Source organism: Microcoleus sp. B4-C1, from assembly GCF_036705285.1.
Taxonomy (GTDB): domain Bacteria; phylum Cyanobacteriota; class Cyanobacteriia; order Cyanobacteriales; family Microcoleaceae; genus Microcoleus.
On sequence record NZ_JAUBUC010000046.1, the window covers coordinates 13,726 to 40,287 of the forward strand.

The 26,562-nt window shown below is 46.2% G+C and carries 24 protein-coding genes; 9 read left to right on the forward strand and 15 right to left on the reverse strand.

Annotated features, from left to right (window positions below; genetic code table 11):
• Positions 1-158: 158 nt before the first annotated feature.
• Together QUB26_RS18590 and QUB26_RS18595 are read right to left on the reverse strand one after the other, a co-directional pair.
• A complete protein-coding gene (locus tag QUB26_RS18590) occupies positions 159-380 on the reverse strand; it encodes a hypothetical protein (RefSeq protein WP_333206690.1) in 222 nt (73 codons plus the stop codon).
• Positions 377-2,146, reverse strand: coding sequence for a S8 family peptidase (locus tag QUB26_RS18595; protein WP_333246077.1), 1,770 nt, complete (start codon positions 2,144-2,146; stop codon positions 377-379). Before QUB26_RS18595 ends, QUB26_RS18590 begins: the two co-directional genes overlap by 4 nt.
• A gap of 255 nt (positions 2,147-2,401) precedes the next feature.
• Here QUB26_RS18595 and QUB26_RS18600 point away from each other — a divergent pair, with 255 nt between their 5' ends.
• The 3 genes from QUB26_RS18600 to QUB26_RS18610 all read left to right on the forward strand — a co-directional run bounded on the left by QUB26_RS18600 (position 2,402) and on the right by QUB26_RS18610 (position 5,307).
• Complete coding sequence (locus tag QUB26_RS18600) at positions 2,402-2,818, forward strand: hypothetical protein (RefSeq protein ID WP_333057452.1); 417 nt, start codon at positions 2,402-2,404, stop codon at positions 2,816-2,818.
• A gap of 571 nt (positions 2,819-3,389) precedes the next feature.
• On the forward strand, positions 3,390-5,090 hold the full coding sequence (locus tag QUB26_RS18605; RefSeq protein ID WP_333319164.1) for a pentapeptide repeat-containing protein: 1,701 nt from the start codon (positions 3,390-3,392) through the stop codon (positions 5,088-5,090).
• 55 nt (positions 5,091-5,145) lie between these two features.
• Positions 5,146-5,307 carry a hypothetical protein gene (locus tag QUB26_RS18610; RefSeq protein ID WP_333319166.1) on the forward strand — a complete coding sequence of 54 codons (162 nt, stop codon included), beginning with the start codon at positions 5,146-5,148 and terminating at the stop codon, positions 5,305-5,307.
• A gap of 189 nt (positions 5,308-5,496) precedes the next feature.
• Here the strand turns inward: QUB26_RS18610 and QUB26_RS18615 are convergent, their stop codons facing one another.
• The 9 genes from QUB26_RS18615 to QUB26_RS18655 form a co-directional block, all read right to left on the reverse strand.
• Complete coding sequence (locus QUB26_RS18615; RefSeq protein WP_333246050.1) at positions 5,497-6,129, reverse strand: methyltransferase domain-containing protein; 633 nt, start codon at positions 6,127-6,129, stop codon at positions 5,497-5,499.
• Between the two features lie 379 nt (positions 6,130-6,508).
• Positions 6,509-7,579: a patatin-like phospholipase family protein gene (locus QUB26_RS18620; protein WP_333319168.1), complete on the reverse strand. Its 1,071-nt coding sequence runs from the start codon at positions 7,577-7,579 to the stop codon at positions 6,509-6,511.
• Between the two features lie 232 nt (positions 7,580-7,811).
• Positions 7,812-8,342 (reverse strand): peptidoglycan-binding protein, encoded by a 531-nt coding sequence (locus tag QUB26_RS18625; RefSeq protein ID WP_333319170.1) that lies wholly within the window; start codon positions 8,340-8,342, stop codon positions 7,812-7,814.
• A 301-nt stretch (positions 8,343-8,643) separates the two neighbouring features.
• Positions 8,644-10,737 carry a HEAT repeat domain-containing protein gene (locus QUB26_RS18630; RefSeq protein WP_333319172.1) on the reverse strand — a complete coding sequence of 698 codons (2,094 nt, stop codon included), beginning with the start codon at positions 10,735-10,737 and terminating at the stop codon, positions 8,644-8,646.
• A gap of 217 nt (positions 10,738-10,954) precedes the next feature.
• Positions 10,955-11,314, reverse strand: coding sequence for a nitrite reductase small subunit NirD (gene nirD, locus QUB26_RS18635; protein ID WP_333057424.1), 360 nt, complete (start codon positions 11,312-11,314; stop codon positions 10,955-10,957).
• A 244-nt stretch (positions 11,315-11,558) separates the two neighbouring features.
• On the reverse strand, positions 11,559-14,123 hold the full coding sequence (gene nirB, locus QUB26_RS18640) for a nitrite reductase large subunit NirB (protein WP_333246198.1): 2,565 nt from the start codon (positions 14,121-14,123) through the stop codon (positions 11,559-11,561).
• A 336-nt stretch (positions 14,124-14,459) separates the two neighbouring features.
• Complete coding sequence (locus tag QUB26_RS18645) at positions 14,460-15,248, reverse strand: ABC-2 family transporter protein (RefSeq protein ID WP_333246200.1); 789 nt, start codon at positions 15,246-15,248, stop codon at positions 14,460-14,462.
• Between the two features lie 20 nt (positions 15,249-15,268).
• Positions 15,269-15,409 carry a hypothetical protein gene (locus tag QUB26_RS18650; protein WP_333302933.1) on the reverse strand — a complete coding sequence of 47 codons (141 nt, stop codon included), beginning with the start codon at positions 15,407-15,409 and terminating at the stop codon, positions 15,269-15,271.
• Between the two features lie 157 nt (positions 15,410-15,566).
• Entirely contained in the window at positions 15,567-16,547 is a 981-nt protein-coding gene (locus QUB26_RS18655; RefSeq protein ID WP_333246202.1) for an ATP-binding cassette domain-containing protein, read from the reverse strand.
• Between the two features lie 198 nt (positions 16,548-16,745).
• On the opposite strand from QUB26_RS18655, the gene QUB26_RS18660 reads away from it, so the two are divergent.
• Positions 16,746-17,555, forward strand: a complete 810-nt coding sequence (locus tag QUB26_RS18660) for a calcium-binding protein (RefSeq protein WP_333245556.1) — start codon at positions 16,746-16,748, stop codon at positions 17,553-17,555.
• 61 nt (positions 17,556-17,616) lie between these two features.
• On the opposite strand, the gene QUB26_RS18665 is transcribed toward QUB26_RS18660, so the two are convergent.
• Positions 17,617-18,624, reverse strand: coding sequence for an NAD(P)-dependent alcohol dehydrogenase (locus tag QUB26_RS18665; protein ID WP_333057417.1), 1,008 nt, complete (start codon positions 18,622-18,624; stop codon positions 17,617-17,619).
• A gap of 15 nt (positions 18,625-18,639) precedes the next feature.
• On the opposite strand from QUB26_RS18665, the gene QUB26_RS18670 reads away from it, so the two are divergent.
• Positions 18,640-18,822 carry a hypothetical protein gene (locus QUB26_RS18670; protein ID WP_333246204.1) on the forward strand — a complete coding sequence of 61 codons (183 nt, stop codon included), beginning with the start codon at positions 18,640-18,642 and terminating at the stop codon, positions 18,820-18,822.
• Positions 18,823-18,934: 112 nt separating this feature from the next.
• Here the strand turns inward: QUB26_RS18670 and QUB26_RS18675 are convergent, their stop codons facing one another.
• Both QUB26_RS18675 and QUB26_RS18680 read right to left on the reverse strand, forming a co-directional pair.
• Positions 18,935-19,738, reverse strand: a complete 804-nt coding sequence (locus tag QUB26_RS18675) for an SDR family oxidoreductase (protein WP_333246206.1) — start codon at positions 19,736-19,738, stop codon at positions 18,935-18,937.
• A gap of 82 nt (positions 19,739-19,820) precedes the next feature.
• Complete coding sequence (locus QUB26_RS18680) at positions 19,821-19,958, reverse strand: hypothetical protein (protein WP_333245553.1); 138 nt, start codon at positions 19,956-19,958, stop codon at positions 19,821-19,823.
• Positions 19,959-20,188: 230 nt separating this feature from the next.
• Between QUB26_RS18680 and QUB26_RS18685 the strand changes: the two genes are divergently transcribed.
• Both QUB26_RS18685 and QUB26_RS18690 read left to right on the forward strand, forming a co-directional pair.
• Positions 20,189-21,115 carry a DMT family transporter gene (locus tag QUB26_RS18685; RefSeq protein ID WP_333246208.1) on the forward strand — a complete coding sequence of 309 codons (927 nt, stop codon included), beginning with the start codon at positions 20,189-20,191 and terminating at the stop codon, positions 21,113-21,115.
• A 163-nt stretch (positions 21,116-21,278) separates the two neighbouring features.
• Positions 21,279-22,136, forward strand: coding sequence for an Hpt domain-containing protein (locus QUB26_RS18690; RefSeq protein WP_333246210.1), 858 nt, complete (start codon positions 21,279-21,281; stop codon positions 22,134-22,136).
• 111 nt (positions 22,137-22,247) lie between these two features.
• Here QUB26_RS18690 and QUB26_RS18695 read toward each other — a convergent pair whose 3' ends face one another.
• A complete protein-coding gene (locus tag QUB26_RS18695; RefSeq protein ID WP_333057411.1) occupies positions 22,248-22,622 on the reverse strand; it encodes a hypothetical protein in 375 nt (124 codons plus the stop codon).
• A gap of 500 nt (positions 22,623-23,122) precedes the next feature.
• On the opposite strand from QUB26_RS18695, the gene QUB26_RS18700 reads away from it, so the two are divergent.
• Together QUB26_RS18700 and QUB26_RS18705 are read left to right on the forward strand one after the other, a co-directional pair.
• Positions 23,123-25,642, forward strand: coding sequence for an ATP-binding protein (locus QUB26_RS18700; RefSeq protein WP_333319175.1), 2,520 nt, complete (start codon positions 23,123-23,125; stop codon positions 25,640-25,642).
• Between the two features lie 123 nt (positions 25,643-25,765).
• The coding region (locus tag QUB26_RS18705) for a CIA30 family protein (protein ID WP_333319177.1) at positions 25,766-26,562 on the forward strand (797 nt) is incomplete at its 3' end.

The following is a 26,562-nucleotide window of genomic DNA, read 5'->3' on the forward strand; positions in this document are numbered from 1 at the left end:
CACGCCCTCGCCGCCAATGTTCGCAAATTCTGCCAAAGTGTCCTGAAAGAGGTGTTTTGAGGCCGGACATTAAATTAGTAGATGCACCCTGATTAATAAACCCCAGCCAATTTTGGCCGGGGTTTTTTTTAGCTCAAAAGCTGCATTAACCAATTAGGCTAAATCGCCTCAAAAGACTGCACCTCAAGAACCGGGCCGATCATAGCAAAAGTCATCACATCCTTGCGGACTTCACCTTTGACACTGACTTTCAAATCAGCTTTTTTCAACTCAGAAGGAGCATTCTTAAGTTCGTAAGTTTCCCCATCTTCGCCAACCAAAGCCCAAGTGCCCGGGCCTAATCCTTTGCGTTCAATTTTGCCTTTGACAGTAATACTCATGCCGATCGCACCTCTGTTTTAATTGCTAAACGCGCCAGTCCGAAACACAGAAAAGCATTGACAATCAAAAATGTTTGTGATACCAAACCTGTGCCCAATCCCCAGACTGCGGGAGACACAAAAGCATTCACCGCTAAACTGCTGGCAAAACCGATCGAAATTGCGATCGCGATCCACTTCCACTGTTGATGTCCCAACAGCAAAGCAATCAAAATCCCAGGAATCAAAACGCTAGCAAAAAAGGGATTCAGCATACTGCTGCCATTAATTGCACCGCCGAGTTCGGGAATAGAACTGCCCATCACCCGCATCGGCCACTGTGGCAAGTCAAATACAAACAGATTTCGCAGCCCAAAGAACCCAGAACTGCCAGCAATCAAACCGCCGGAAAAGCCCCAAGTCCAGGCGAAGGGGAAATAATTCCGCATAAAGAAAGCCAGCAGGTAAGAACCGAGCACCATTGCAATTTTAGGCAACAGGGCGACTGCACCGCCGTCAATCCAAAAGCGGGGGTTGAGATACCCGTTATCGCGCAGCCAGCGGAAGAAATCGCGGAAGTTGATTTGTCCGCGCTGGGCTAGCTGAACTGCTGCGGCTGCGTCTAGGTGTCCTGAACCAAAATGGTTTAACGGATCTTCAGTGACATTTCGCGAGGACTGCAAGAGTACGCTGCGAATTTCGTTTGGTTCTGTGATGCCGGAGGCCTTGACAAGGGCTGCAACGGCGGCAACGTGGGGAGAAGCCATGCTAGTGCCTTGGTAGCCTTCAAAGACTTCGGCGCCGGTTTCCGGGTCGATCGTACTTTGCAGGATCTTGCCCATTTCAGAACCGCCGGGGGCTGCAATGTCAACCCCTGCGCCGAAATTGGAGTAAGAGGCTTTTTCGTCGTCGGGGCCGAGGGCGGAAACGCCGATGACGTGGGGATAGCGGGCGGGATAGGAAGCGGAACTGTCGCCGGAGTTGCCGGCCGCTGCGATGATGACAACGCCTTTAGAGTGGGCGTAGTCGATCGCCTCGGACATTAACTGACTTTCACCGCCGCCGCCGAGACTCATGTTGATAACATCGGCGCCGTTGTCAGCAGCAAATTTAATTGCTTCGGCAATGTCGGAAACCGTACCGCCGCCACTGCCGCTTAAGACTTTCAGTGGCATTAAAGCTGCTTCGTAGGCGATGCCCGCAACGCCGTAATTGTTGTTAGTTGATTGGGCGACAGTACCGGCGACGTGAGTACCGTGGCCGTTGTCATCGTAGGCTTCGGCGCGATCGTTTACAAAGTCGTAGCCCGGTACAAATTTGGTTTCTTTTAAGTCAGCGACTGGAGTAATACCCGTGTCAATTATCGCTACTGTTGTGCCGCTGCCTTTGGTTTCGTTCCAGGCAGATTCTACGTTGATGCTGCGGAGATTCCACTGCTTCGTATACATGGGGTCGTTGGGAATCTCGAAAGCGCTGTAGACGTAGTTCGGTTCAATGTATTCGGTATCTTTAGCCAAATTTGATTTTCTCAGGGCGTTTAGCAAAGTGCGATCGCCCTTAACTACATATACATTGTCGGCCGCTGAGAATTCGCTGTTGAGTTGCGGTGCGACTTGGTACTGTTGGGCGATCGCATTTACTTCTTTCGCAATCTCAGCAGCACCCAAATCTTCGCGGAAATCCAGCACAATCGAGTCGTAAGTGCCTTGAGTAGCAAGTCCTGGGAAATTAGAAATCGCCCAGCCGAGCCCGATTAAAAATAAGCACAGAAGGAAAAACTTTTTCATTGCCGATCGTCCGTTTAGGGAAGGCGTGTTCACCACAATAACCCAATTTTCACTGCCCGCGCCAGTTTTCCTTGCTGTGGCTTGTGGATATCTCGCACGCGGGCGTTTGGTATTTTTCGGCTGTGGCTGTTGCTCGATCAAAAATTGCTCTAATTTCTAGTTTAAATTGCAGAGCAAGTTTTAGGAGTTCAATTAATTGTATCATTAGAGAAGATGAGAAACAGAACAAGCGAGTATTTTCAACAAGGGTATTGCATGGAAAGAGGTTTAATGTGGCTGCCCCTGCTGGCAATCTTTATCGGGCTGGCTTGGGCAGGGTGGAACGAGTATCAAAAGCTGGAAGCGTATCGCGTCTGGGCAGAACAATTCGCTAAAGCTAAGTACGATATTTATGCTGTACTCGGTCAGCAAGAAGACTGTTTAACTTGGGGAAAACCTACTCGCAGCGGGCCTGTAAATTTGCAAACTTTTTCTTTAAAAGACGTGCAGTCGCTGCGGTTGTTAGTCAACTCTCAGGCAGTTGATTTAGAGTCGCCGCCGAATTCGGGAAGTCCAATCGCCCTCGAATTTTTGTTGAAAGATGCTGCTGCGGTGCAGGTTCCTTTTACAGAAATTCCTCTAGCGACTAAATGGGGAAAACACTTACAGCAAGAATTGCAGCGCTTTAGGTAAAAACACTCTCCGGCGGGGCAGTGTATGGGGAGCATCTCAATGAAAGCAACCAAGCCCAAAATTGGAGTTTGGAGGCAGGAGTTTGGAGGCAGGAGGCAGAAGGAAACAGGAAGAAGGAAGGAGCCAGAAGAAGTATTTTTCCAAATATAAGATGCTCCCAGCGTATTAGATATGAACTCGGCTACTTGAAGTTACAAAAGTCTGTAAAACTGGTAGTAGAAATAGAACTTACGCACCAAATCCTTTGAACTGCCATCTATAGGGGTAAAGTACGCACGGAACACCCGGAGGACATGAGTTATTACAGTAAGTAGTAGGAGTAGTGTTCCCGTGCTTAGCCCGCTCGTGTTCCGTGCGTACCTTACAGTTCAAGTTATTGACCCCCTCGCATCCAGGATACCCGCCACGTGATTCATCCGTCCAGAAATAAAAAACCTGTATCCGATGAAAATTGCCGAACGTATTTATCTGTGGGGTCAATGCTTTAATCTAAAATCTAAAATCTAAAATCTAAAATCGATTGACCCGCGCGTCCTAAAACAGCTAAATTGCCAGCCCCCCAATCTGCGGAATGCAAACACAAGAATTTTTACAGCGCTATCAACAGGGAGAGCGCAACTTTGGTCACATTGACCTTAGCGGCGCTAGTTTAAGCGGTGTTAACCTGCGAGAAATAGACCTCACTGGTGCTAACTTGACCGGTGCTAATTTGAGCTGGTCTTTTTTGAGCAATGCCAAGTTGATAGGGGCTTGTTTGCGCCGCGCGGATCTCCGCAGTGCGGGGCTGGCTGGGGCGAATCTGAGCGGGGCAAATTTGAGCGGGGCAAATTTTGCTAAAGCGGATTTGCGCCTTGCTTGTTTGAAAGCAGCAGAACTCAATTGGGCCGCGTTTCCCGAAGCGGATTTGGGCGGTGCTAATCTTCAAGGAGTTAAATCTGACCAAATTAATTTTGCCGGGGCTAAACTCGACGGCGCGAAGTTGATGGAGGCGGAATTGATGGAGGCGAATCTCAACCGCGCCAGTCTTGTTGGTGCTAATTTAACGGGTGCTAATTTGCGGGAAGCGCATTTGGTGGAAGCGAATTTGCGATCGGCAATTTTGAGCGGTGTAAATTTGATTGAAGCTGACTTGAATGGCGCTCAAATGCGATCGGCAAATCTGACGGGCGCTGACTTGCACCGAGCTGTGCTGGCGGGGGCGGATTTGACTGAGGCGGTGCTGGATAACGCTGATTTGAGTCGAGCTAATCTGGCGGGTTCTTATTTATTGAAAGCGAGTTTTAAGAAGGCGCTTTTGCTGCGAGCTAACCTGCAAGGAGTGTATTTACTGCGAGCTGATTTGAGCGAAGCTAATTTGCGAAGTGCTGATTTGCGGAAAGCTGATTTGAGTGGCGCTTATTTGATGGATGCGATGTTGAGTGAGGCGGATTTAAGAGAAGCTTGTTTGATTGAGTGCCGTTTGATTCGGACGAATTTGGAGGGGGCGCAGCTTACGGGTTGCTGCATTCAAAATTGGCAAGTTCAAGATGTCGATCTGTCGAGAGTTGACTGCAGCTATGTTTTTACTGAGTTTGATTATACTGCCAAAGTTGCGGCCAATCGCTTTCCGGTCGATCGCGATTTTGAGTCGGGGGAATTGGGGCGGCAGCATCAAGAGGACAGTTCTATTGTCAAGGTGTGTTTTGATGAATCTCCTAATTGGGAGGCTTTGGTTTTTACGCTGCGTCGGGTGGAGTTGGAAAGCCACGAACTCAAATTTAACGTTCAATTTTTTGAGTCTGCGGGAGAACAAAATTTACTGCGGCTGAGTGCGAACCGTTTGGTGAACGGCAAGATTTTGGGCGATCGCATTTTGGAGCTTTATCCAGATATGTTGGAAAAAGTTTTAGCCAAGGGCGCTGAAATTTTGAATTTGCTCGACTTGGCTGTTCCTAGTAACAATGCGGAGGCGAGTCACAAGGAGGCTTTGCTCAGAAGACAGGAAATCTACCAGCGAATGGTGCGCCAAATTTCGTTTATTTTGATGTCTCAGACGCCGGATAAATTCTCCGAAAGCGTGCAGCGACTGTTGGATTATTTGAAGCAGCAAGGTATCCCAACAGAGCAGATTCAAAAGAAAGTCATCAGTCAGGCGATCGTGCAGCGCGCCAAGCAAGACCCAGTTTTTCGCGAACAGTTGCTCGCGTGGGAGAAAACGGCGTCCGATCGCGTTCGTGGTTCGATGATGGGGGAAGCGGTGCGGTATGCCATCACCCTTTTGAGCGATTATTAACAGTTAATGGTGAACACTTGAAGCCGGAGAGTGGCTAATACCCGCACTTGCTCTTGTGCGTCGGAAACTGCAAGCGATCGTGCATTATTGCCAACCAAGACCCGATGTTTCGGGAACAGTTGCTTGCGTGCGAGAAAACGCCGTCCGAGCGGGTTCGCTGTTCGCTAATGGAGGAAGCGGTGCGGTATGCGATCGCCCTTTTGTGGGAATAAATTGACATAGAATTGAAAAGCCAGTATCACAGTGTATACTTTTGATTTTTGAGGTAAAAGTTTATGAAGATTAGTTATGATTCCGAAATAGATGTTCTCTAGATTAAATATATCTTTTACCGTAGCTTAAATGTAGCTTTTGCATGATCACCAATATCTCGATACCGTTCGCTGCAATATGGTTGTTAGGCTGCCTACTTTACTGTTTTGGCTGTCATTAATCCCCAAAACCAATTTATTTTATAGCGATCTATATACACATCATTGTACCCCGCATCTTCTAGGATTTGCCTGCACTCTTGTTCGCCATAAGTCTTGAAGTGGGCGCGATCGAATCGACGCAGAAATATATCGCAAATACGGCACGTCCAATAGTCGTCACACCAATCTGTAATGACCAACTCCCCACCTGAACGAAGAACTCGGCGCATTTCTTGAAGCGCAGTCATAGGCTGATGAATGTAGTGAAACATATTGCATGAAATCACGACATCAAACTGTTCATCCTCGAAAGGGAGCTTTTGGGCCCATCCCTCAGACAATTCAATGGTTGCCGGAAGTCTCTGTCGAGCAACTTGCAACATCTCTGGCACTGGATCGACACCAAACAATCGAGATTGTGGGTAAGTCAATGCAAGCTGCTGAAGAAGTATACCTGTACCGCAACCGACATCTAGCACCCGATCTGTCGGTTGTAGTTTAACTCGGTTGAGTGTTTCTTGGGTCGTCGCTTGAATGTAGAACGACCATTTGACATCATAATCAGAAGCTAAACGCGAGTATTCTTGAACAACTGGATGGTTCTTGTGCAGATGGTTATCAGACATAGCATTGAGTTATTTGACCACTATTAGCTGTTGGGTTCAAATGACTGACTATATCATCCTTTATTCTCATTGCAATTAATTTTAACTTCTATGTCTAATAAATTAGTTTTGTTTACCAATTTTGGCTCCTGAGCCGGCGACCCGCTAAGGCCCGCACTTGCTCGTCGGCGTCGGAAACTGCGAGCGATCGCAACATTGGCACAACTCCCGAATTTTCGGGAACAGTTGCTCACGTGGGAGAAAACAGCTTCGGATTGCGATCGGTGTTCGGTAATGGGGGAAGCGGTGCGGTTTGGGATGCCCTGTTGTGGGAATGAATACACACAAAATCTTACCCCCATTAAAAATCCTCCAACCGGATCTCGATTTAACGGTGCGGTTAATTAGGATATAGTTCAGTTTCCTCCTTCAAAAGCTTACACAACTCATCCAAATCTTTCTTACTGTGTTCAATCAGTTTTTCACCTCGGCTCTCTAGGTACTCAATATTAGTGGGACTTGCGTTGTCGATTTGATCGTGACCATTATCGCTACTCAATTGAAGTTGAAAACGATAGTAGTTTCGGTTATTTTCTTGATCTCTTTTAGTCACCATTAGCTGAGCAAGTTCATAGGCAACCGATTCACTTTGACCATCTAGAACAACGTTAAGTAAGGGAATAGCCCATTTTATTTGACCCCAATTTTTGGCTTCTTTATACTTATATTTCTTAGTTAGTGAACCCGTACCCAAAGAAACAACAAGGGTCTCAGTACGTTGTAGTTCTTCACCCGTCTTTTTCTTGTAAGAAATCATCGCCTCCATCATTGCAAGTGAGGAAGGATTATTTGCAAAAATTCCGCCGTCTACCAAAGCGTAATATCCTTCATCGGTATGATGTCCCGTTTCGAGTTGGTAGGGTGGAAAGAATGTCGGTGCAGCAGAAGTTGCCATTGCTGCTTCCCACATTTTGAATCCCGTACATACTTTCCGGCTATCAAAACTCTTGATTTCCTCTGCGTCCCGATTGCTTGTAAAAAAAATTGGTGCTCTGAGTTCGATATCATAGCTGGGGATGAAAATTTCTCGTAATGCCTCTTCAACCTTAGCTTCACCTAAAAGATCCTTTAAAACTTGTTGCCTACCTTTTGGGTTGTGCTTGGGTTGTAACAAATCATCAATATCCCCTATAATATACTCATTAAAAATCTTTTGTCCATATTTGCGATAGAAATTTACAAGTTCGGCAGCGGTATACTCTGGCTCACTATTGATGCTAGAATCTGAGTTCTTTCTAGTTAAACCCAGTGCTAAAATTCCTCCGGTTGAAGTGCCTGCAATAAAATCAAACATTGTTGCTATGCGTTTTCCTGTGCGCTCTTCAATGTAGTTGAGAACGATCGCAGGAATGATACCCCGAATACCACCACCATCAATTGAGAGAATTCTTCTCTTGAATTTAGTCCCCATCACATTTACTCCTTTAGATATTGTTTAAATTGTTAACTGAAATGAAATAAACTCATACAGCATCAAAATACCAACACCCAACGTCATCATATGGTTTCCGGTTGCATCGGCATAATCAAATCGAGTCAACAGTTAACAGTCAACCATTCAGTTTTTGGCTCCAGACTAAACAGTCAACAGTCAACAATTATTTCGCTCGTGCAACCGGAATTTATATGAATTCCACCCGTCATTAGTGGCGTAACTTGCTGAGGGCGTGCCAAGTTGTGTAGCCGACAATTCCATCTTGCCGTAAAGCCTTACTGAGTTGCAATTGTCGCACGGCTACATCGGTCATCGGCCCGAAGAATCCGTCAATGAAGCCGAAATAGTATCCATTGATTTTCAAGACATTCTGAACAATTTTAACAGCATTACCAGAACTGCCTTTCATGACGACCGGCATATTCACAGGTGCACCAGAGTATAGTGCTTCCCAAGTGATAGGGCCGACAATCCCATCTTCTTTTAAAAAGACGCGGTGTTGATAGCCTTTGACGGCGTTTTGAACTTGGACGCCGAAAATACCGTCAATCGGGCCAAAATAATAACCCCAATGATATAGAAGCTGTTGTAGTTCCTTGACAGCTTGACCTGTTGAACCCATTTGTAAAGTGGGTTTGTTTACTCCCGTGGTTTCAGCAAATGCCAGAGTTGATTGAGCAGTATTATCGGCGACGAGAGCCATAGTTTCATTGTTCAAGCTTCTTTCTTCGGTGTACATAATGTGCTTCCTCTCAACAGTTAAGTTTTGGTGTTTGATATTTCAGGTATAACTGGTGGGATTTGTTAATGCACAGTCACTTTTTCGAGTGTCACTCATTTGAGTGTCACTCGTTTGAGTTAGTCCCAGTGTTAACTGTTAATACCTCTTCCGGCTGCGGCGGAATGATATACTGAAACAATGTTAAGAGTGCAACGAAGACAAGTTATGCACTAAACGCCTAAAGTTGGAGCCTCCTCAAACTCCAGAAAGAAGAGCAGGCATGATGAATTTTCCAAGGTGTCTAAAGGATTGTTTCTACTTACCAATCTTGGCTGCGTAGCCGGCGACTCGCTAAGGCCCGCACTTGCTCTTCTGCGTCGGAAACTGCAAGCGATCGCAACAAGGGCACAACTCCCGGATTTTCGGGATAATGTTCGATAATAGCTTCGAGTGCTGTAAATCTGGGATTGTAAGGAAAAGAACCGTTTTGATTTTCAGGATCGCTCAAAGTTCGATCGCGCAAAAACTCAAACATTCCCGGCTCGTCTTTCCATCCCCGCATTAACTCTACCACGGCGATCGCCCGCACCTGCGAATCTTCATCTTTTTGAGCTCTACTTTTGAGCCACTCGAAAGTTTGAGACTGATTTGTCCACCCGCGCGCTAACTGTTGCAAAGCGATTTGCCTGACAGCGGGACTCTCATCGCCCTCTGCTTTAGCCTCCAGCAGCATCCAAGTTTCAGAATTGTCTGGCCAGTTGTAAGCGAGTTCAAGCACCGCCGCTTCCCGCACTAGCGCTTCCCCAGAATCGAGCTGAATTTTCAGCCAAGACAAGGTTTCCGGGGCGTCGGGCCACCCCCGCACGATCGATCGCACCAGCACGCTCAGCAGGTGAGAATCATGCTCCAACTCGACCCGGCTTTTGAGGAAAGGCAGCGTCTCGCCCCGGTGAGACCAGCGTTTTGCGATTTCTTCCACCGCAGTTTCTCGGACGTTCAGGTGTCTGTCTGACGCGGCGAGATTTTGCAACCAGCCAAAGACTTCGAGACTTCCTGATGCCACTGCGGCGACAGCCTCCACTACTACTTGCCGCACAGTCCAGTAATCCTCGGAATCAGCTATTTTTTGCAGCAGGGGCAGGGTTTCTGGGTGGTCGGGCCAACCTGCTGCTATCTGTTGTAGGGCTATTTCTCGCAGGTCGGCGTCGCGATCGCCCAATGCTATATTTTTCAAAAAAGTCAGAGTTTCGGGGTTCCCGGGCCAGCCAGAGGCAATTGCTTGCACTGCTGAGCGCCGGACGCTCGAACTCGCGTCGGACTCGGCTTTATTCTTCAGCAGTGGGTAAATGTCTGGTTCATCGGGCCAGTGCGAGGCCAATTCTTCTAAGGCTGCTGTCCGCACTTCTCTGCTGCTGTCCGATTCGGCTAGGGTTTTCAGCAGCAGGTAAACGTCGGCTGCGGCGGGCCAGCCTGCTGCCAACTCCCGCACCGCTACGGTTCGCAGGATAGAACTTCCTGTCTGAGCAAGGTTTTTGAGCAGGGAGGCGGTGCCTAAAAGGCTGTGCCAACCTCTGGCTATTTCTTGCCACGCACAGACTCGCACTCCCAAATTTTCGTCGGATTCGGCGGCGGTTCTCAGCAGCAGCAAGGTATCTGTGCGATCGGGCCAATTAGAGGCCAACTGTTCGAGTGCTGCGGTGCGGACTGCGGGACTTTGATCTGACATAGCCAGGGCACTCAGCAGCGGCAAGGTATCGCTCGTGTCGGGCCAACCACAAGCCATTTCTCGCGCACAGGTCGATCGCACTGCCCAGCTTGGATCTGATTTGGCGAGGTTTTTGAGCATCAGGTAAATTTCTGGCTGATCTGGCCAACCACGGGCTATTGCTTCGACTGCTGTGGATCGGACTTCGCCACAGTCGGTGGAGTGAGCGAGTATTTTCAGCCAGGGCAGGGTTTGCGGGTCGTTTTTCCAAGTTTGGGCGATCGCCACGATCGAGCGATTGCGAATTTGATAAGTTTCCTGCAATTCTTGAGCGCTTTGATAAAGAATCAGGAAACCCGTACCGTATTGCGATAACTTTTTTAAAGCGTTTAACAGTTTTTTTTCGGTTTTTTTATTAACATCATTTTTCACTTTTAACAGGCATTGCGCTGCTAAAAACAAATTAATAAATTTTTCTTGTTGACCGTTCTGATCTGTGAGATATTCTATAATTTGGCTCGCTGTTTCTTTGTCGAGCTTAGCTGCAATTTCTCTGAGGACTTCGTGCAAAGATTCGTCACGCCAGTGCTGGCCGAAAACTTGTATGTTGAGTTCGCCCCAAGTCAGTTGACCGATTTTGAGTTGGGCATGGATTAACTCTGCTACAGTCTGGGGATTATTTTCGGAAACAAGTTTTTTTAACAACATACCGATACCCTGCCCCTTAAGTTTGTTTGCATTGACCATCCTCGCATCAGCTCGGATATTAATTGAGATTTTTTTGAGCGAGCGTGGAGTATGGAGCCAATCGACTCTATTTTATACGAAAAATACTGAGTCGGGAGGGCCCTAATGCAAAATCCGCCAGCACCCACAGAAATGTTAGGTGGTGGCGGATGGCGATCGAACAATTAAGCCGCTGAATCTAACTAACAGCTACTTGGACGCGATCGGCTACAACGCGAACCGCAAAAGTAGGAATCTTTACCGTTTCATCATCCAGACATTGCCCGGTAGTCAGACTAAAGTTTTGTTTGTAAATGGGAGAAGCAACTTTGAGAGTGCCGTTGCGATCGCCCACAATTCCCCGCGACAAAACAAAAGCTTTACTAAACGGGTCGTAATTGCTAAGCGCATAAACTTCATCCCCGTTTCCCACTCGGAAAATCGCCACTTGTTCGCCTTTAACTAAAGCGCAAACTCCAGTATAAGGGGCGATCGCATCCAGAGAACACACATCTACCCAAGTTGTTACTGTATCGGAAACTTGTAATGATTGAACCATTTTCTTTTCCTGTTAATTTACTTCAATCTCGTTCCCAGTCTCCGGCTGGGAACGTAGGTTTCGAGGCTCTGCCTCGCGTTTCGAGGCTCTGCCTAGCCTCGCGGAAGGAGGCAGAGCCTCCCGGAATTCATTCCCAGGCAGAGCCTGGGAACGAGATTCTTGCTCCCTCCCCTGATTCAAGGGGAGGGCTGGGGAGGGGTTATCTTGCTCCCTCCCCTGATTCAAGGGGAGGGCTGGGGAGGGGTTATTCCGAAACTCCAGCCAGAGCCTTTTCATGTTCGTTAGCCGGCCGCGTTTGTCCCCGTTCCGCAACACGAACAATACTCGGATCTGGCAAATCGGAATTCACAAAATGCTGGAATCGCTGCACCTTTTGTGGGTCTTCAATCGTCGTTTTCCACTCACATTGATAAGTATTCACTAAATGTTCCATCTGCGCTTCTAATTCAGCACAAATGCCCAGAGAATCCTCAATTATTACCTGTTTCAAATATTCAATTCCGCCCTCAAGTTTGTTCAACCAAGTAGCAGTGCGTTCCAATCTGTCGGCGGTGCGGATGTAGAAAACCAAGAATCGATCGATATACTTAATCAAAGTTTCCTTATCGATATCCGTAGCCAGCAAAACCGCGTGCTGTGGCTTAATACCGCCGTTGCCACACACATACAAATTCCAACCATTCTCTGTCGCAATTATCCCAAAGTCCTTGCTTTGAGCTTCCGCGCATTCGCGAGTGCAACCAGAGACAGCAGATTTGAGCTTGTGGGGCGATCGCAAACCACGATACCGCAATTCAACCTCGATCGCCAAACTCGTTGAATCCTGCACCCCAAAGCGGCACCAAGTGCTACCAACACAAGATTTTACAGTACGCAGAGCCTTACCGTAAGCGTGTCCCGACTCAAATCCCGCATCAATCAACCGCCGCCAAATATGCGGCAATTGATCCACGCGAGCCCCAAACAAATCAATCCGTTGCCCGCCAGTAATCTTAGTATAAAGCCCAAAATCCCTGGCAACTTCACCCAAAACAATCAACTTATCGGGAGTGATTTCTCCCCCCGGTATTCGCGGCACCACCGAATAAGTACCGTCGCGCTGAATATTGGCCAAAAAGTAATCGTTCGTATCTTGTAAACCGACGTGAGACTTCTCTAAAATATGGTCATTCCAAGTAGAAGCCAGCATCGAACCAACTGCAGGCTTGCAAATTTCGCAACCCTTACCTTTGCCGTGTCTTGCAATCAACTCCTCAAAGGTTTTAATCTCTTGAGAACGCACTAAATGGTACAATTCTTGACGAGAATATTCAAAATGTTCGCAGAGATTATTTTTGACTGCGAACCCAGCTTTCTTCATCTCCGACTTGAAGATATCCGTCACCAAAGGCACGCACCCGCCGCAGCCCGTCCCAGCTTGAGTGCATTTTTTGACGCTGGCAACATCGGTTAAATTATGGTCGCGAATCGCTGCACAAATCTGCCCTTTGGTAACATTATTGCAAGAACAAATTTGAGCCGAATCCGGCAAACTGTCTACTCCAAAACCTACTGCTACTCCCCCTTCTCGCGGTGGCATTAACAAATCTTCGGGATGCGGCGGCAGAGCAATTTCATTTTGCATAAATTGCAGCAAAGTGCCGTAAGCCGAAGCATCTCCCACGAGAATTCCGCCTAAAATTCTGCTGCCGTCTTGATTTAAAACTAATTTTTTGTAAATGCCTTGGAATGTGTCAGTGACAACAATTTCTTTAGCATCGCCCGACTTGGGAAAAGGCTCTCCAAAACTAGCGACATCCACTCCCAATAATTTGAGTTTAGTGGACATATCCGCACCTGTAAAAGTGCTTGTGGGACGGGCATCTTGCCCGTCATCCGCTACACGGCTCAAAATATCTGCTGCTACGCTTGCCATTGTATACCCAGGCGCAACTAAGCCGTAGATGCGATTTTGATACAGGGCGCATTCTCCGATCGCATAAATATCAGGATCGGAGGTTTGGCAGCTATCATTAATCAAAATGCCACCGCGTTCACCTACTTCTATACCGCAACTTCTGGCAATTTCGTCGCGGGGGCGAATGCCAGCAGAAAACACAATCATATCTGTTGCTAATTCCGAACCGTCAGCAAACAGCATTTTAGTAACTTTGCCATCTTCGCTAACAATTTCTGTTGTAGATTTGCTGGTATGAACCGAAACCCCCAAATCTTCTATTTTGCTGCGGAGAATTGCCCCGCCCATCTCGTCAACTTGCACGGGCATCAGCCGCGGCGCAAACTCAACAACGTGAGTTTTCAAGCCCATATTTTGCAGAGCATTAGCACATTCTAGACCTAACAAACCGCCGCCAATTACTACACCTGTTTTGCAATTTTTAGCGTAATCGGACATCGCTTCCAGGTCGTCAATTGTCCGGTAAACAAAAGTTCCTGTAGCGTCTTTGCCTTGAATTGATGGCACAAATGGATAGGAACCGGTCGCGAGAACAATTTTGTCGTAGGGAACTTCTAAACCGTTGGCTGAAGAGACTGTTTTTTGTTCCCGATTAATGGCGACTGCTTTGTCGCCAATGTGAATCTGGATGCCGTTTTGTTGATAAAATCCCGGTGCAACTAAAGATAAATCTCCCGCTGTTTTGCCAGAGAAAAATCCGCTGAGGTTTACGCGATCGTAAGCAACGCGCGGTTCTTCACAAAAAGTAATTAAATTCCAGTGTTTGGCAGCATCCGAGCTCACCATTAACTCCAGGAACTTGTGACCTACCATGCCATTGCCGATTACAATGAGGTTTTTTTTGGCTGTCATGAGAATCTATTTTATCCCGTTTATCAGTCGTTGGGTTAATTAATATAAGACTTTATTATAAAGTTTTGTACTTATAGATACAAAAAATGGAGATTTATGCAATTGTCGAATACTCCCGATTGCATTTTTGCATGATATGTGCGATCGACCGATTTTAGATTTTAGATTTTAGATTTTAGATTTACTCCACAGTTAAGTGGGGTGCGTTAGTCGATTTTAGATTTTAGATTTTAGATTTACTCCACAGTTAAGTAGGGTGCGTCAAGTAAGTCTTTTTGACAAAACGATTAATATTTTTACTGTGACGCACTTTACAGTTTTCTAATTCTTAATTATTTAAGCGCCCATGCCCGAATACTGCTTCAAACCCTGCCGCCAAAGCCAGCGATTCCACACAAAAAACACCGCACTCCAACCCAACATTACCAACAAACCGCGGCCTAAATCTACGGGTAATCCTATCAAGATAGAAGCGGGAAAATGAATCAAATAAGGAAACGGCGTCCACAAAACTACTTCGCGCACGGGTGCGGGAAACACTTCTAGTGGCGCGATAAGTCCCGATAAAAACAGGTAAATTAGAAACCAGAATTGCTCGATCGCACTTGCCCTCTCCAGCCAAAAAGCAAACAGCGCAAAGGTATACTGTATAATAAACCGCAAGCAAAAAGCCAAGACGATAACCAGCAAAAACAGCAAAAACCTGCCCAAACTTGGCAGCCAAAAAGCCTGCGGGTAAAGTGCAAAAAACAGCAGCACTAATCCCAATACAAACGGCAGCCTCGCAAACCTTTCGGAAATGTGAGATACGAAGTGATGCCATACGGGATCGAGAGGCTGCAACAATTTATTAGATAGCCTGCCTTGCACTACTTCCTTTTCAAACTCCCAAATCACCCAAACTACATTTGTTTGCCTGACAATGAAAGCCGCTAGAAAATAACGAGCAAAGTCGATCGAATTCAGCCCAAATTGACCAGTTTCTGCCGCCTGCATCCAGACGCCCATCAATATAAACGGCAAAGCTCCCGACAGCGCCCACAAAAACAATTCCGCCCGGTATTCGAGCATATAAGCATAGTAGGTAACTAACAAAGTTTTAGTAATTCTCACTATTCTGTTCATATCAATTTTAGAGTTAATTTTTAGGTGTTAGCAACGGGCTCGAAGCCAGTTCCACAAAACATTGAATCTCTAGTGAAACAGGCATCTTGCCTGTTTTTTGGGGTTAGCAACGGGCTAGAAGCCCGTTCCACAAAACATGGAAACTCTCGTGGAACAGGCATCTTGCCTGTTCAATTTTTTGGGGTTAGCAACGGGCTAGAAGCCCGTTCCACAAAAACATTAAATCTTTAGTGGAACAGGCATCTTGCCTGTTCTACTTTATAATTCTAGTGGAACAGGCATCTTGCCTGTTATAGAGAATGAACCCAGCCAAAAACATTAGACTTTTCCCGTGCGAAAAACTCTACCAATTACCTCTTCAATTGGCGGATCTGTGACAGTCAAATCTATCACTTCTAACTCCGCCAAAATCTTCGCCACGCTCACCGTCAGCTCTTCCCTTTTCACCAAAAACCGCACCGATTGTCCCTCAATAGATTCTACCTCCCCGTAAGCAAAAGCACTATCTTTTGCCAGGGGCTTAGCTAATTTTACCTGAACTTCCCGATAAGGTGCAAACCTGTCGAGCAATCCGTCTAAACTGCCATCATAAACTAATTGCCCTTCATGGATTAACAAAACGCGCTTGCACAAAGCAGTAATGTCAGCCATGTAATGGCTCGTCAACAGCACCGTTGCTTGATAGCGCTCGTTATATTCTCGCAGAAATTGCCGGACGCTAAACTGTGCGTTTATATCCAAACCTAAAGTCGGTTCATCCAAAAATAATACCTCCGGCTGGTGCAGCAGCGCCGCCATCAATTCAGCTTTCATGCGTTCGCCTAAAGAAAGCTTTCGTACCGGCTGATTTAATTTGCCTTCTAGTGACAGCATCTCTGTCAATTCTCCGACTCGCCGTCGATAATCTGCATCGGGAATGCCGTAGACAGCGGCATTAATTCGCAGAGAGTCAAGCACAGGTAAATCCCAAATTAACTGCTGTTTCTGCCCCATCACTAAGGTGATTTTTTGCAGAAAATCTGCTTCCCGACGGAAAGGAGTACGATCGCACACACTCACCGTACCCGCAGACGGATAAATCAAACCCGTCAGCATTTTCAGCGTAGTAGTTTTGCCCGCACCGTTAGCACCTAGAAACCCCACGACTTCCCCCGGTTCAATACTGAAAGAAACGCCCTCAACTGCTTTGATATTGCGGTAAGTGCGACTAAAAAAGTGTCGCACTGTTCCTTTAAGTCCCGGTTCTTTAATCGCTACTGGATAAACTTTGCTCAAGTCTTCAACTAAGATAATTGGCATCGGCTCAAATTTTAACTTTTATTTTAATCTAGGGTATTTCCATCAGGCTTGTGCCAAGATGGAGCGATCGAGCTATCTAGTAGGGTGCGCCAGCCATTGCTCGATCGCGAGTCAGGAAGTAACTGTGTTCTGGCGCACCCTAATAAACTGTAGAATATTGCAAAATATCCATAATCACATCGCACAAAGTTTACAACTATGGTACTCACCCCAGATAATTCAGGCATCTCTCGTTTGGTAGGAGACAATTCTCCTGAAAATATTACACTTGCACCAGGACAACTTGCTAGTTTTCCTGGGGGACTTTGGATGGTGGGCGGCAATGATACTGTCAGGGGATCGTCAGATGCAGAACGGATTTTCGGCAACGATGGTAAAGACAGTCTGTTAGGCGGTGTCGGCAATGATTCTATTTACGCCGGCAAAGATGATGACGATGTTTTGGGAGAAACTGGCGACGATTTCTTGACAGGAGATAGAAATAGCGATTTCCTTGATGGGGGTGCGGGAAATGATTTGCTGCGCGGTGGACAAGGTGTTGATTTGTTAGTGGGCGGAGACGGTAATGATACTTTAATTGGCGACAGAGATGTGGATATTTACCAAGGTGGTGCAGGGAATGATGTATTTGTTTTTCGAGTCGATCAAGCGGGAATCCGAGTATTTGGAATTGAAGTTCCAGACGCGGTAATTGTGGATTTTGATAAGTCTAACGATTCGATTGGAATTAGTGTGGAATTTACCAGCAGCAATATCTCTTTGGAACAGGTAAGTTATAGCTTAAACGATCCGAGACTGCTGCTGATCAATCCTGCAACTATCGCGGGGGGAACGAGTTTGTTAGCCAAGGGTGGCATCTCCCAGCGAAGTCTAGATCCCGATGGCAACGGCCGTGTGGAAGCTACTAATATTAGATTCGGTGTTACTAATGCTTTGTTGGGTACTGTGTTGAATGTGACCCCAGCCGATTTAAACGATCGTTTTATTAATGCTAATTCTTTGCTTTAATTCGTTGCTTATATATCTCTAGTAGGGTGCGACCGGGCGCACCTTACCCATTACCCATTATCTAACTCATCGTCAAAACTGCGCGATAGCGCACTTGATTGTCCCGGACTTTCTGCATTGCTTCATTCGCTTGTGCGATCGCAAAAACTTCGACAATTGGCTCAATCTCAAACTTCTCTGCAATTGCCAGCATTTCATTAATCATAGCGCGACCGCCGATGAGAGAACTCACAATTCGGCGTTGCTTTACCAGCAGCGAAAATAACGGAATGCTCAAAGGTTCGTCGGGAACTCCCACAAAAGCAAGCGCACCGTTAGAATCGAGAAAATCAATGTACGGAACCCAATCTAAAGAAGCAGGAACAGTGCTCAACAAAATATCTAATTTGCTGCTGGGGGCTTGAGGAACTTCGCCTTTTCCTACTACAATAGCTTCGTCCGCCCCCATTTTATGTGCAAATTCTGCCTTATCTTGGGAAGTAGTAAAAACTGTAACTCGGTTGCCTAATTTTTTGGCAAATTGCACCGCCATGTGTCCCAAACCGCCGATGCCAAGAATGCCAATTTCTTGCCCAGAACTCATCCCCGCATTTCGCAAACCGGCGTAAACCGTAATTCCGCCGCACAACAGCGGCCCCGCTACGTTGGAATCGATGCCTTTGGGAATAGGAAAAGCAAAGCGGGAATCTACCATCAAATAATCGGCAAAACCGCCCGGCCCTGTAACAATTAATCCCTGGTTTTCATCGCAGAGATTTTCGTTACCGCGCAAGCAGTCGTGGCACTGCAAACAAGACGACCTTTGCCAGCCGACACCAACGCGATCGCCCACTTTTAAATGAGTCACTTGCGGCCCTATTTCTGCCACTTCTCCGATAACTTCGTGGCCGGGAACGAGGGGATATTTTGATTGACCCCAGTCATTGTCAATCATGTGCAAGTCAGAGTGACAAATGCCGCAGGCTAAAACTTTGATAATACATTCATGTACTTTTGGAGGTTCGACATCGAATTTGTATTCTTCAAGCAATCCGCCTGTTTTTGTAACTGCAAGTGCTTTGATTTGCATGGTGTATTTCCTGGTTTGTTTGCCATTATAGTGCTCGATCGACTTTCACAGTCTCTTTCTTTAGTTGTATATATTCAGGTGAACATACCCCTAGGAATGATGCGCGTTACTAATAATTTGTCTGGTGCTTGTGGCGCACCTTACCAATTAGCAATTACCAATTATAGCAATCCTCGCATCAGTTGTAAAAATATTTAGGCGTAGTGCTAATAGTGCCTACCCCAGCCTGCATCGGGGCAACCACGGGGGGGTTGCCCCTACAAGAATTACACAAATCATTTAGGATTGCTATAGCAATTACCAATTAGTCTCACAACTTGCCATTTCCCATTGCCCACTGCATCAAACCGGGAAATAACCGATAAGCTTCCGATGCCAAAAAAGCAGGGCCGACGGTAACTTCTGCACGCTGATTTTTCACAGCATCCCAGATAGCTTTAGCAATATCTTCTGGCTGAGTTGCCCACTCAGATTTCAGCATTTTGCTCATTTGCTGGCGGCGCGATTCGACTGCGGGTTCGTCTCGATCGCGAAATTGAGCTCTTTCTAAAAAATCGCTGTTAATCAAGCCCGGATGCACGGCGCAAACGTGAATACCTTGAGGCACTAATTCCAATCGCAAAGTTTCTGTTAAACCTGTTACTGCATATTTGCTGGCACAATAAGCAGTCATTTGAGGCAAAGGCATTTTGCCACCAATTGAACCAACATTGACGATTGTCCCGGTTTTTCGTTCCAAAAAATGTGGCAACATTTCTTGAATTGTGTTAACGCATCCCCAAAAATTGGTATTCATTAATTGCTGCCAGTCTTCGGAGGTAGTGTGCTCGATCGCCCCCGTGAGACAAATGCCAGCATTGTTAACTAAAACATCGATGTTGCCGCAGGTATCTAGGGCTTTTTGGACGATCGCCCGCACTTGGTGAATGTCGCCAACATCCCCCGGAATAGCTACAGCGGAAGTGCCTTCTCGCTGCACTTGAGCCGCTGCTGCTGCCAATCTCTCTGGCTGGCGAGCTACCATAACTACATCGTAACCTTTACTTGCAAATAAAATTGCTGTTGCTTTGCCGCTTCCTTGAGAAGCGCCTGTAATCAAAACTGTAGGAGCCATAGATAGTTATAAATTGTAAGTGGAGAAATCGTTTCCGGCGGTATTGAAACTATAACAGAGGTAATCTAATTTTAGGCACGCTCTACATTAATATTTCTTGAGTATAGCAATTTTCTGTGATTTGCGATGAGGCTTTTTTTAAACTCACATCTTGCACCATTCTCAAGAACGGGCAAGATGCCCGTTCCACCAAAGATAAATTTTCTTGTGGAACAGGCATCTTGCCTGTTCATAAAAGCCTTATTGAGAATGGTGCAACATCTCAGTTTTAACGAACCGCGAAGGCGCGTTAGGCGAAGCCGCGCGTAAGCGCTAGGAAGGGAAGGAAGAGAGAAGAGGAGATGAGAAGAAGAGAAGAGAAATTATTCATAATTTGTGCGAAAATTGCTTTGTAAATTTTCCTAATGCCCAATGCCCAATGCCCAATGCCCAATGCCCAATGCCTAAAAAATGAATCTTCCGAAACAAACGCCTAATTGGTCGATCGCCCTAGTGTTAATTATCGGCGTTTTAGCCGTCTCAACTTCATCAATCTTAATTCGGCTGGCTAACTTTTCAGCAGGGGCGGGCGGTTTGGGTTTCAGTCTGGTGCTCGCGGCCTCTCGTCTGACTTTATCTGCTTTAATTCTGCTTCCGGCTTGGCGAAAAATTCAGTGGAACACCCTGCAACCGGGAGCTCGGCGCTATGCTGCTACTGCGGGTTTGTGTCTCGCCCTGCATTTTGCTCTCTGGATTACCTCACTTTCTTATACTTCGATCGCCGCCTCGACTGCTCTCGTCACCACTAATCCTGTCTGGGTAGCGCTTTTGTCCCGCTTCTGGTTCGGCGAAAAACTCAGCAAAATGTCGATCGCTGGCATTACTATAGCCCTGACTGGGGGAATGGCGATCGCTCTGGGAAGTGCGGGCGCAGCCGATGCTGGCAGCAGCCAACTGCTTGGCGATTTCCTGGCTCTGGCTGGTTCCTGGGCTGTCAGCTTGTATTTGCTGCTGGGCCGGGAAGCTCAGCGGCGGGGACTGGGAATTGGTGGCTATATCGCGATCGCCTATACTATTGCTGCGATCGTCCTGCTGCCTCTCCCCTTCGCCTTCGGTACTACTTATACTAATTACCCCGACATTGTATATTTTTATATTTTGTTAACAGCCGCTTTGCCTCAGTTAGTCGGCCACACCATTTTGAACTGGGCTGTAATGCAGATTTCCCCAACTCTGGTAACTCTTGCCATCTTGTTTGAACCGGTGGCGGCGAGTTGGTTGGGTTATTTGCTGTTTGGGGAAATGCCGGCGCCGGCGGTACTCGCAGGTGCTGCGGTGCTGTTGTTGGGTGTAGCAATCGCTACCGTCGGAGCAAAAAAAATAACACTCAACACTTAAGAGTTAACAGTTTTCGACATTGCCACTACAGTTGCCGTGAGTCAGAATAAAACAAATCAGGGCTTAAAAACAAAAATAACTCGTCAGTTAAATATCAGTTCCAAACTATCAAAGGTCTGACTAATGACTAATAATACTCGGTTGCCTTTAGGAGAATAAAATTATGCTGCCAGAACAACTACAGCGGATCATCGGCTACTTTATCGAAGAAGCCACAGAACAGATCCAAATTATCGAACCAGGCTTGCAAGATATCCAAAACACCCTGGCAGATCCCCAAAGAATACACCAGCTCATCCGAGCCTCGCACTCGATAAAAGGGGGAGCAGCTATGCTCGGATTTAGCAGCATTCAGCGCATGGCTCATCGGTTGGAGGATTATTTAAAGCTGCTGAGAGAATGTCCGATCGCCATTGATAGCAGGCTACAATCGCTCTTAACCGAAGTTTTTGATATTTTAGCCGCCCTCGTGTCCAAGGTTTCTAAGGGTTTTGGGCTCAAGCACGAAGACGCAAACCAAATGCTATCCATCGCCGAACCAGTTTTTGACGAACTCGACGCTTACCTGAGATTGCGAATTCCCACTCGCCTGACGGTGAGAGCTACTACGGACGAACATATTCACGTTTTCTCCGGTTACTGCACCTCCCTGAGCGAATTTTCCTCGGCTATTGCTTCGCGCGTCGGTTTGCTCGGAGGCACTATTACCCGCCACGATCAGGATAGCCAGGGGATACGCCTTTGTATTGACATTTACCTGCCGCCTTACACCAGGATCGAAAACATCCGCCAAGCTGTCGAACTCTCCGGCGCTATTATCGGGAATGTTCAGACGCAGCGCGACTTTTCGCTGCTGGCGACTGGAGATTATCCGCTTTACCAAAGTGCGATCGAACCTCCCGCAATTTGCATCGGATGCCGCTACTATTACGGCAGAAGCGACGGCGGCTACCTGCTCAACTGCACGATCCATCCCCGCGGCCCGGAAACAGAAGATTGTCGCGATCGCGAACCGGAATAACGGCTGAAAACTCAGCCCTCGGAAGCACGATTTGCCTCTCGAAAAAATCTTCGGAAACCCATATTTTCCCTGATTTTTTTCACATTACCCCCTGCCATTTTTTTTAAGTTTTTAGACAACTACATCCTTCTTCCTTCGGAAATATCCCCTAACAACTGATACCGCAACTCGAATTAATTGCATCATGCTTGCAGGATGAGCGATCGCCCAGACATTGATTGTCAGACAAGTGATTGCCATAACTAGCAAGATGTATGTCGGAGGCATTACTACCCCGATCGCGAACCAGGTAAAAACGTGAAATATCATTGCTGTAGCCCAAAGGCTGGCGACAACCACAGACGCCCAAATTTGCATTCGAGGTCGGTTTAGTCCTGTCAAAATCGCTGTCTGCAAAGTAGTCAGCAAGTTTGCCGGAACTAAAAAGGCACAGATAGCTATGCAGTAGGTATGAGAAAATTCAGTAACTGTATTGAAGTCGAGCATCAGTCTAAATGTCGGGCCTGTTGGGTATACTTAAAGAGCTTAGCGTGACTTGACTTTCATATCTTGTCACCCTTACCTTAACTTAATATTTCAGTAAGTAGGCCGCTCTGGAGACGCATTTCTCTCCCCCTTTTCTTGCAGGGAAAATTTTACCACAAATATTAAAGTTTTGGAAAATTATTAAACATACTTGAAGAATCGCAACAATTGCTATGATAATTAACATCGGGAAGCGATAGTATATAGGAGCCAAGTCGGTAAAATTTATAGAAAGCTGAGGCTGGTCTCACAGCAACAAATACTGCCGGCTGATTTTCGACTAAATCTTTTTTGATTCGCTGATGATCGGATGATTGATTCTTGATTGATTCTCAGTGTCCGTCCAGGGATCGATCAGTTATGCGATCGAACAATATGAGATTATCATAGAAAAGCCACTTGGCTCTCAAATCTCAAATCATTAGAACCCTCTCGACATTTTACAGCGGAAGACAAAGAAAATGGATCTACAAATCACAATTCCCGCACTCGAAGAAGTTGACTTGACAAACTGCGACAGAGAACAGATTCACATATCGGGGCTGATTCAGCCACACGGGGTGCTACTTGTTGTACGAGAACCTGAACTAGAAATACTGCAAGTCAGTGAAAATACGCAAGATTTGTTAGGAGTAGAGCCCGAAAGTGCGATCGGTCGAAATTTGAGCTTATTCTTCAATAGAGTTCAACTCAAAAAACTCAAGCTTTGTTTGTGTAATGAAAACTTAAAAACCGTTAATCCCATTAAACTCTCTGTCATAAACAAAGGTAAATATTTAGAATTTGACTGCATCCTCCACCGAGTAGAAGAAGTATTGATGGTCGAGTTGGAATTGGCCACCAGCCCAGAAAATCTTTCAGTTTTTAGTTTTTATCATTCAGTGAGATCTACTATCAGCAAAATTCAAAGCGCCAAAAATCTCAAAGAATTATCTCAAATAACTGTAGAAGAAGTCAGAAAAATATCGGGTTTTGATAGAGTTATGGTCTATCAATTTGACCACGAAGGCAACGGCGCTGTAATCGCTGAAGACAAAGCAGAAATGCTGAGTCCTTTCTTAGGATTAAACTACCCAAGTTCAGATATTCCCAAACAAGCCCGACAACTGTATGCGTTAAATTGGCTGAGGTTAATCCCAGATATTAATTATCAACCAGTCCCCCTTGTTTCAGGAAATAATGCTCTCACGACCCAGCCGCGAGACCTGAGTTTCAGCGTATTGAGAAGCGTTTCTCCCATTCACATAGAATACCTGCAAAATATGGGCGTTGCAGCTTCGATGTCAATCTCGTTAATCAAAGACAAAAAACTGTGGGGATTGATTGCTTGCCACAACTATACACCAAAATACCTCAACTATGAATTGCGCGCCGCCTGCGAATTTATCGGGCAAGTAATGTCCTTAGAACTGCAATCAAAAGAAGGAAACGAAGACTACGACTACAAACTACACTTAAAATCCATTCAAACCAAGATTTTTGAAGACATATCCACGTCCGACAACTTGTCAGAAGTGTTAGTTAAATGTCAGCAGAATTTGCTAGAAGCAGTCAACGCCCAGGGAGCCGCCATAATATTTGGAGACAAGTGCTATCAAGTAGGGCAAACACCTCAAGGAGAAGCGCTCAAATACTTAACTCAGTGGGTGCAAGAGCATTTAAATAAAGAAATTTTTTATACGGACTCGCTCACCAAATGCTATCCAGAAGCTGAGGAATTTAAAGACACAGCCAGCGGGTGTTTGGCCATAGCAATATCTCCGACTCAGAAAATATACGTTTTGTGGTTTCGCCCGGAAGTAATTAAGACCGTAAATTGGGCGGGCAACCCCAACAAACCAGTGGAAACCGATGAAGATGGCAACCCTCGACTGTCTCCTCGGAAATCCTTCGAGCTGTGGAAAGAAAATGTGAGGTACAAATCGTTGCCTTGGAAACAATGCGAAATAGAAGCTGCATTGGAACTGAAAAAAGCAATGATTAATATAGTGCTGTGTCAAGTCGATAAACTCGAAAAATTAAATACAGCACTAGAAGCATCAGTCGCCAGAGAACGGGAAAAAACTGCTCATTTAAAAACAGCGATGTCCGAGCTGAAGCGGGCGCAGACTCAATTGGTGCAAAGCGAAAGAATGTCAAGCTTGGGACAGTTGGTGGCGGCAGTAGCTTATGAAGTCACTAACCCGATTAACTTCATCTACGGCAATCTTAGCTATGCTAATGAATACAGTCAAAAAATGATCAATTTATTGCAGCTTTACAACCAGCACTATCCGTCGCCTTCGCCAGAAATTGAAGCACAAATAGAAGCAGTAGAATTAGAGTTCATAGTTGAAGACTTACCGAAATTGCTGGGTTCAATGAAAGTAGGAGCTAACCGCATCCGCGAGATAGTTCAGTCGCTGCGAAACTTCTCTAGAATTGACGAAGCAGAGATTAAACCCGTTGACATTCACGACGGATTGGACAGCGCTTTGTTGATTTTGAGCAATAGACTCAAACCGAAGCCCGATCGCCCCGCAATTCATCTCATCAAAGAATATGGTTCTCTGCCTTTTGTTGAGTGTTACCCAGTTCAAATCAACCAAGTATTTATGAATGTACTGACAAATGCAATTGATGCTCTCGAAGATGCCTTTGTCAACAATAATTTATCGTCTCACGGCGACAAAGAAGAGCCAGTTAAGTACGGACAAATTCGGATTGTGACTGAAATTTGTCCCGGAGAAAAAGCCGTAGCAGTTCGGATCAAGGACAACGGTTGGGGCATGACCCAAACAGTGCGCCAGAAAATTTTTGAGCCGTTTTTTACCACAAAACAGGTGGGCAAAGGTGCGGGGATAGGTTTGGCGATTAGCCACGAAATTGTGGTAGAACAACACGGTGGCAAATTGACTTGCATTTCAGTCCCCGGAGAGGGAACCGAGTTGATTATTGAGATTCCCTTGAGCCAAACTCATCCCACACCCATTGCCAAGTGAAAAAAAGCCCGCGCTAGCGAAGCTATCCCCAAGGCTAGGAAATCGCCCCAATTCAAAAATCGAAAATTAGATTAAAATACAAAAGCAGCTAAGTAGATTTGAGCCAATTCAGAGGAAGCTAGTATGACTGAAAAAAAAACCGCCCAATGGGATGCCGGCCGGTTTCTCAAAACCTTGGCTTATTTCGGCGTCATTCCCTTCATTGGCAGCATTAGCTGGCTGCAACAACTCTTTGGAAGCAGCAGCAAAACTAAAAAAGACCAACCCAAACTGATACTGGTAGCCGGTGCTACCGGCGGCGTCGGGAAGCGAGTTGTCAAGCGGCTGCAACAGCGGGGATATAGAGTGCGAGCCCTCGTCAGAGATGCTAAAAGAGCAACAGAAATTCTCGGCAAAAATGTCGAATTAGTCGAAGGAGATATCACTCTCCCAGAAACCCTAACACCGCTAGTAACCGAGGGCATAGAAGCAGTTATCTGCTGTACTGGCACCAAAGTTCAACCGGTAGAAGGAGACACCCCAACGCGGGAAAAATATTATCAAGGCATCAAATTTTATATGCCGGAAGTTGTGGATGTTCCCGAAATAGTCGAATACAAAGGCCTCAATAATTTAGTGCAAGCTGTTCGTCGCCAGCTAATTAAAGCAGGCGAAAAAATAATTTTTGACTTCACAAAACCCAGCCAAGATTTAAAAGAAACTTGGGGTGCGCTAGACGATATCGTGATGGGCGGCACCAGCGAAAGTTCGATCGTACTTACAGACAATACAGCTATCTTCACAGGCAATGTTTCTACTGCCAACTCGGGCGGCTTTGCTTCGGTGCGTACCCGCAACTTCGATCCTCCGCTTAATCTCGCAGGATTTAGCGGCCTCCAACTACGTGTCAAAGGGGACGGCAAGCGCTACAAATTGATTGT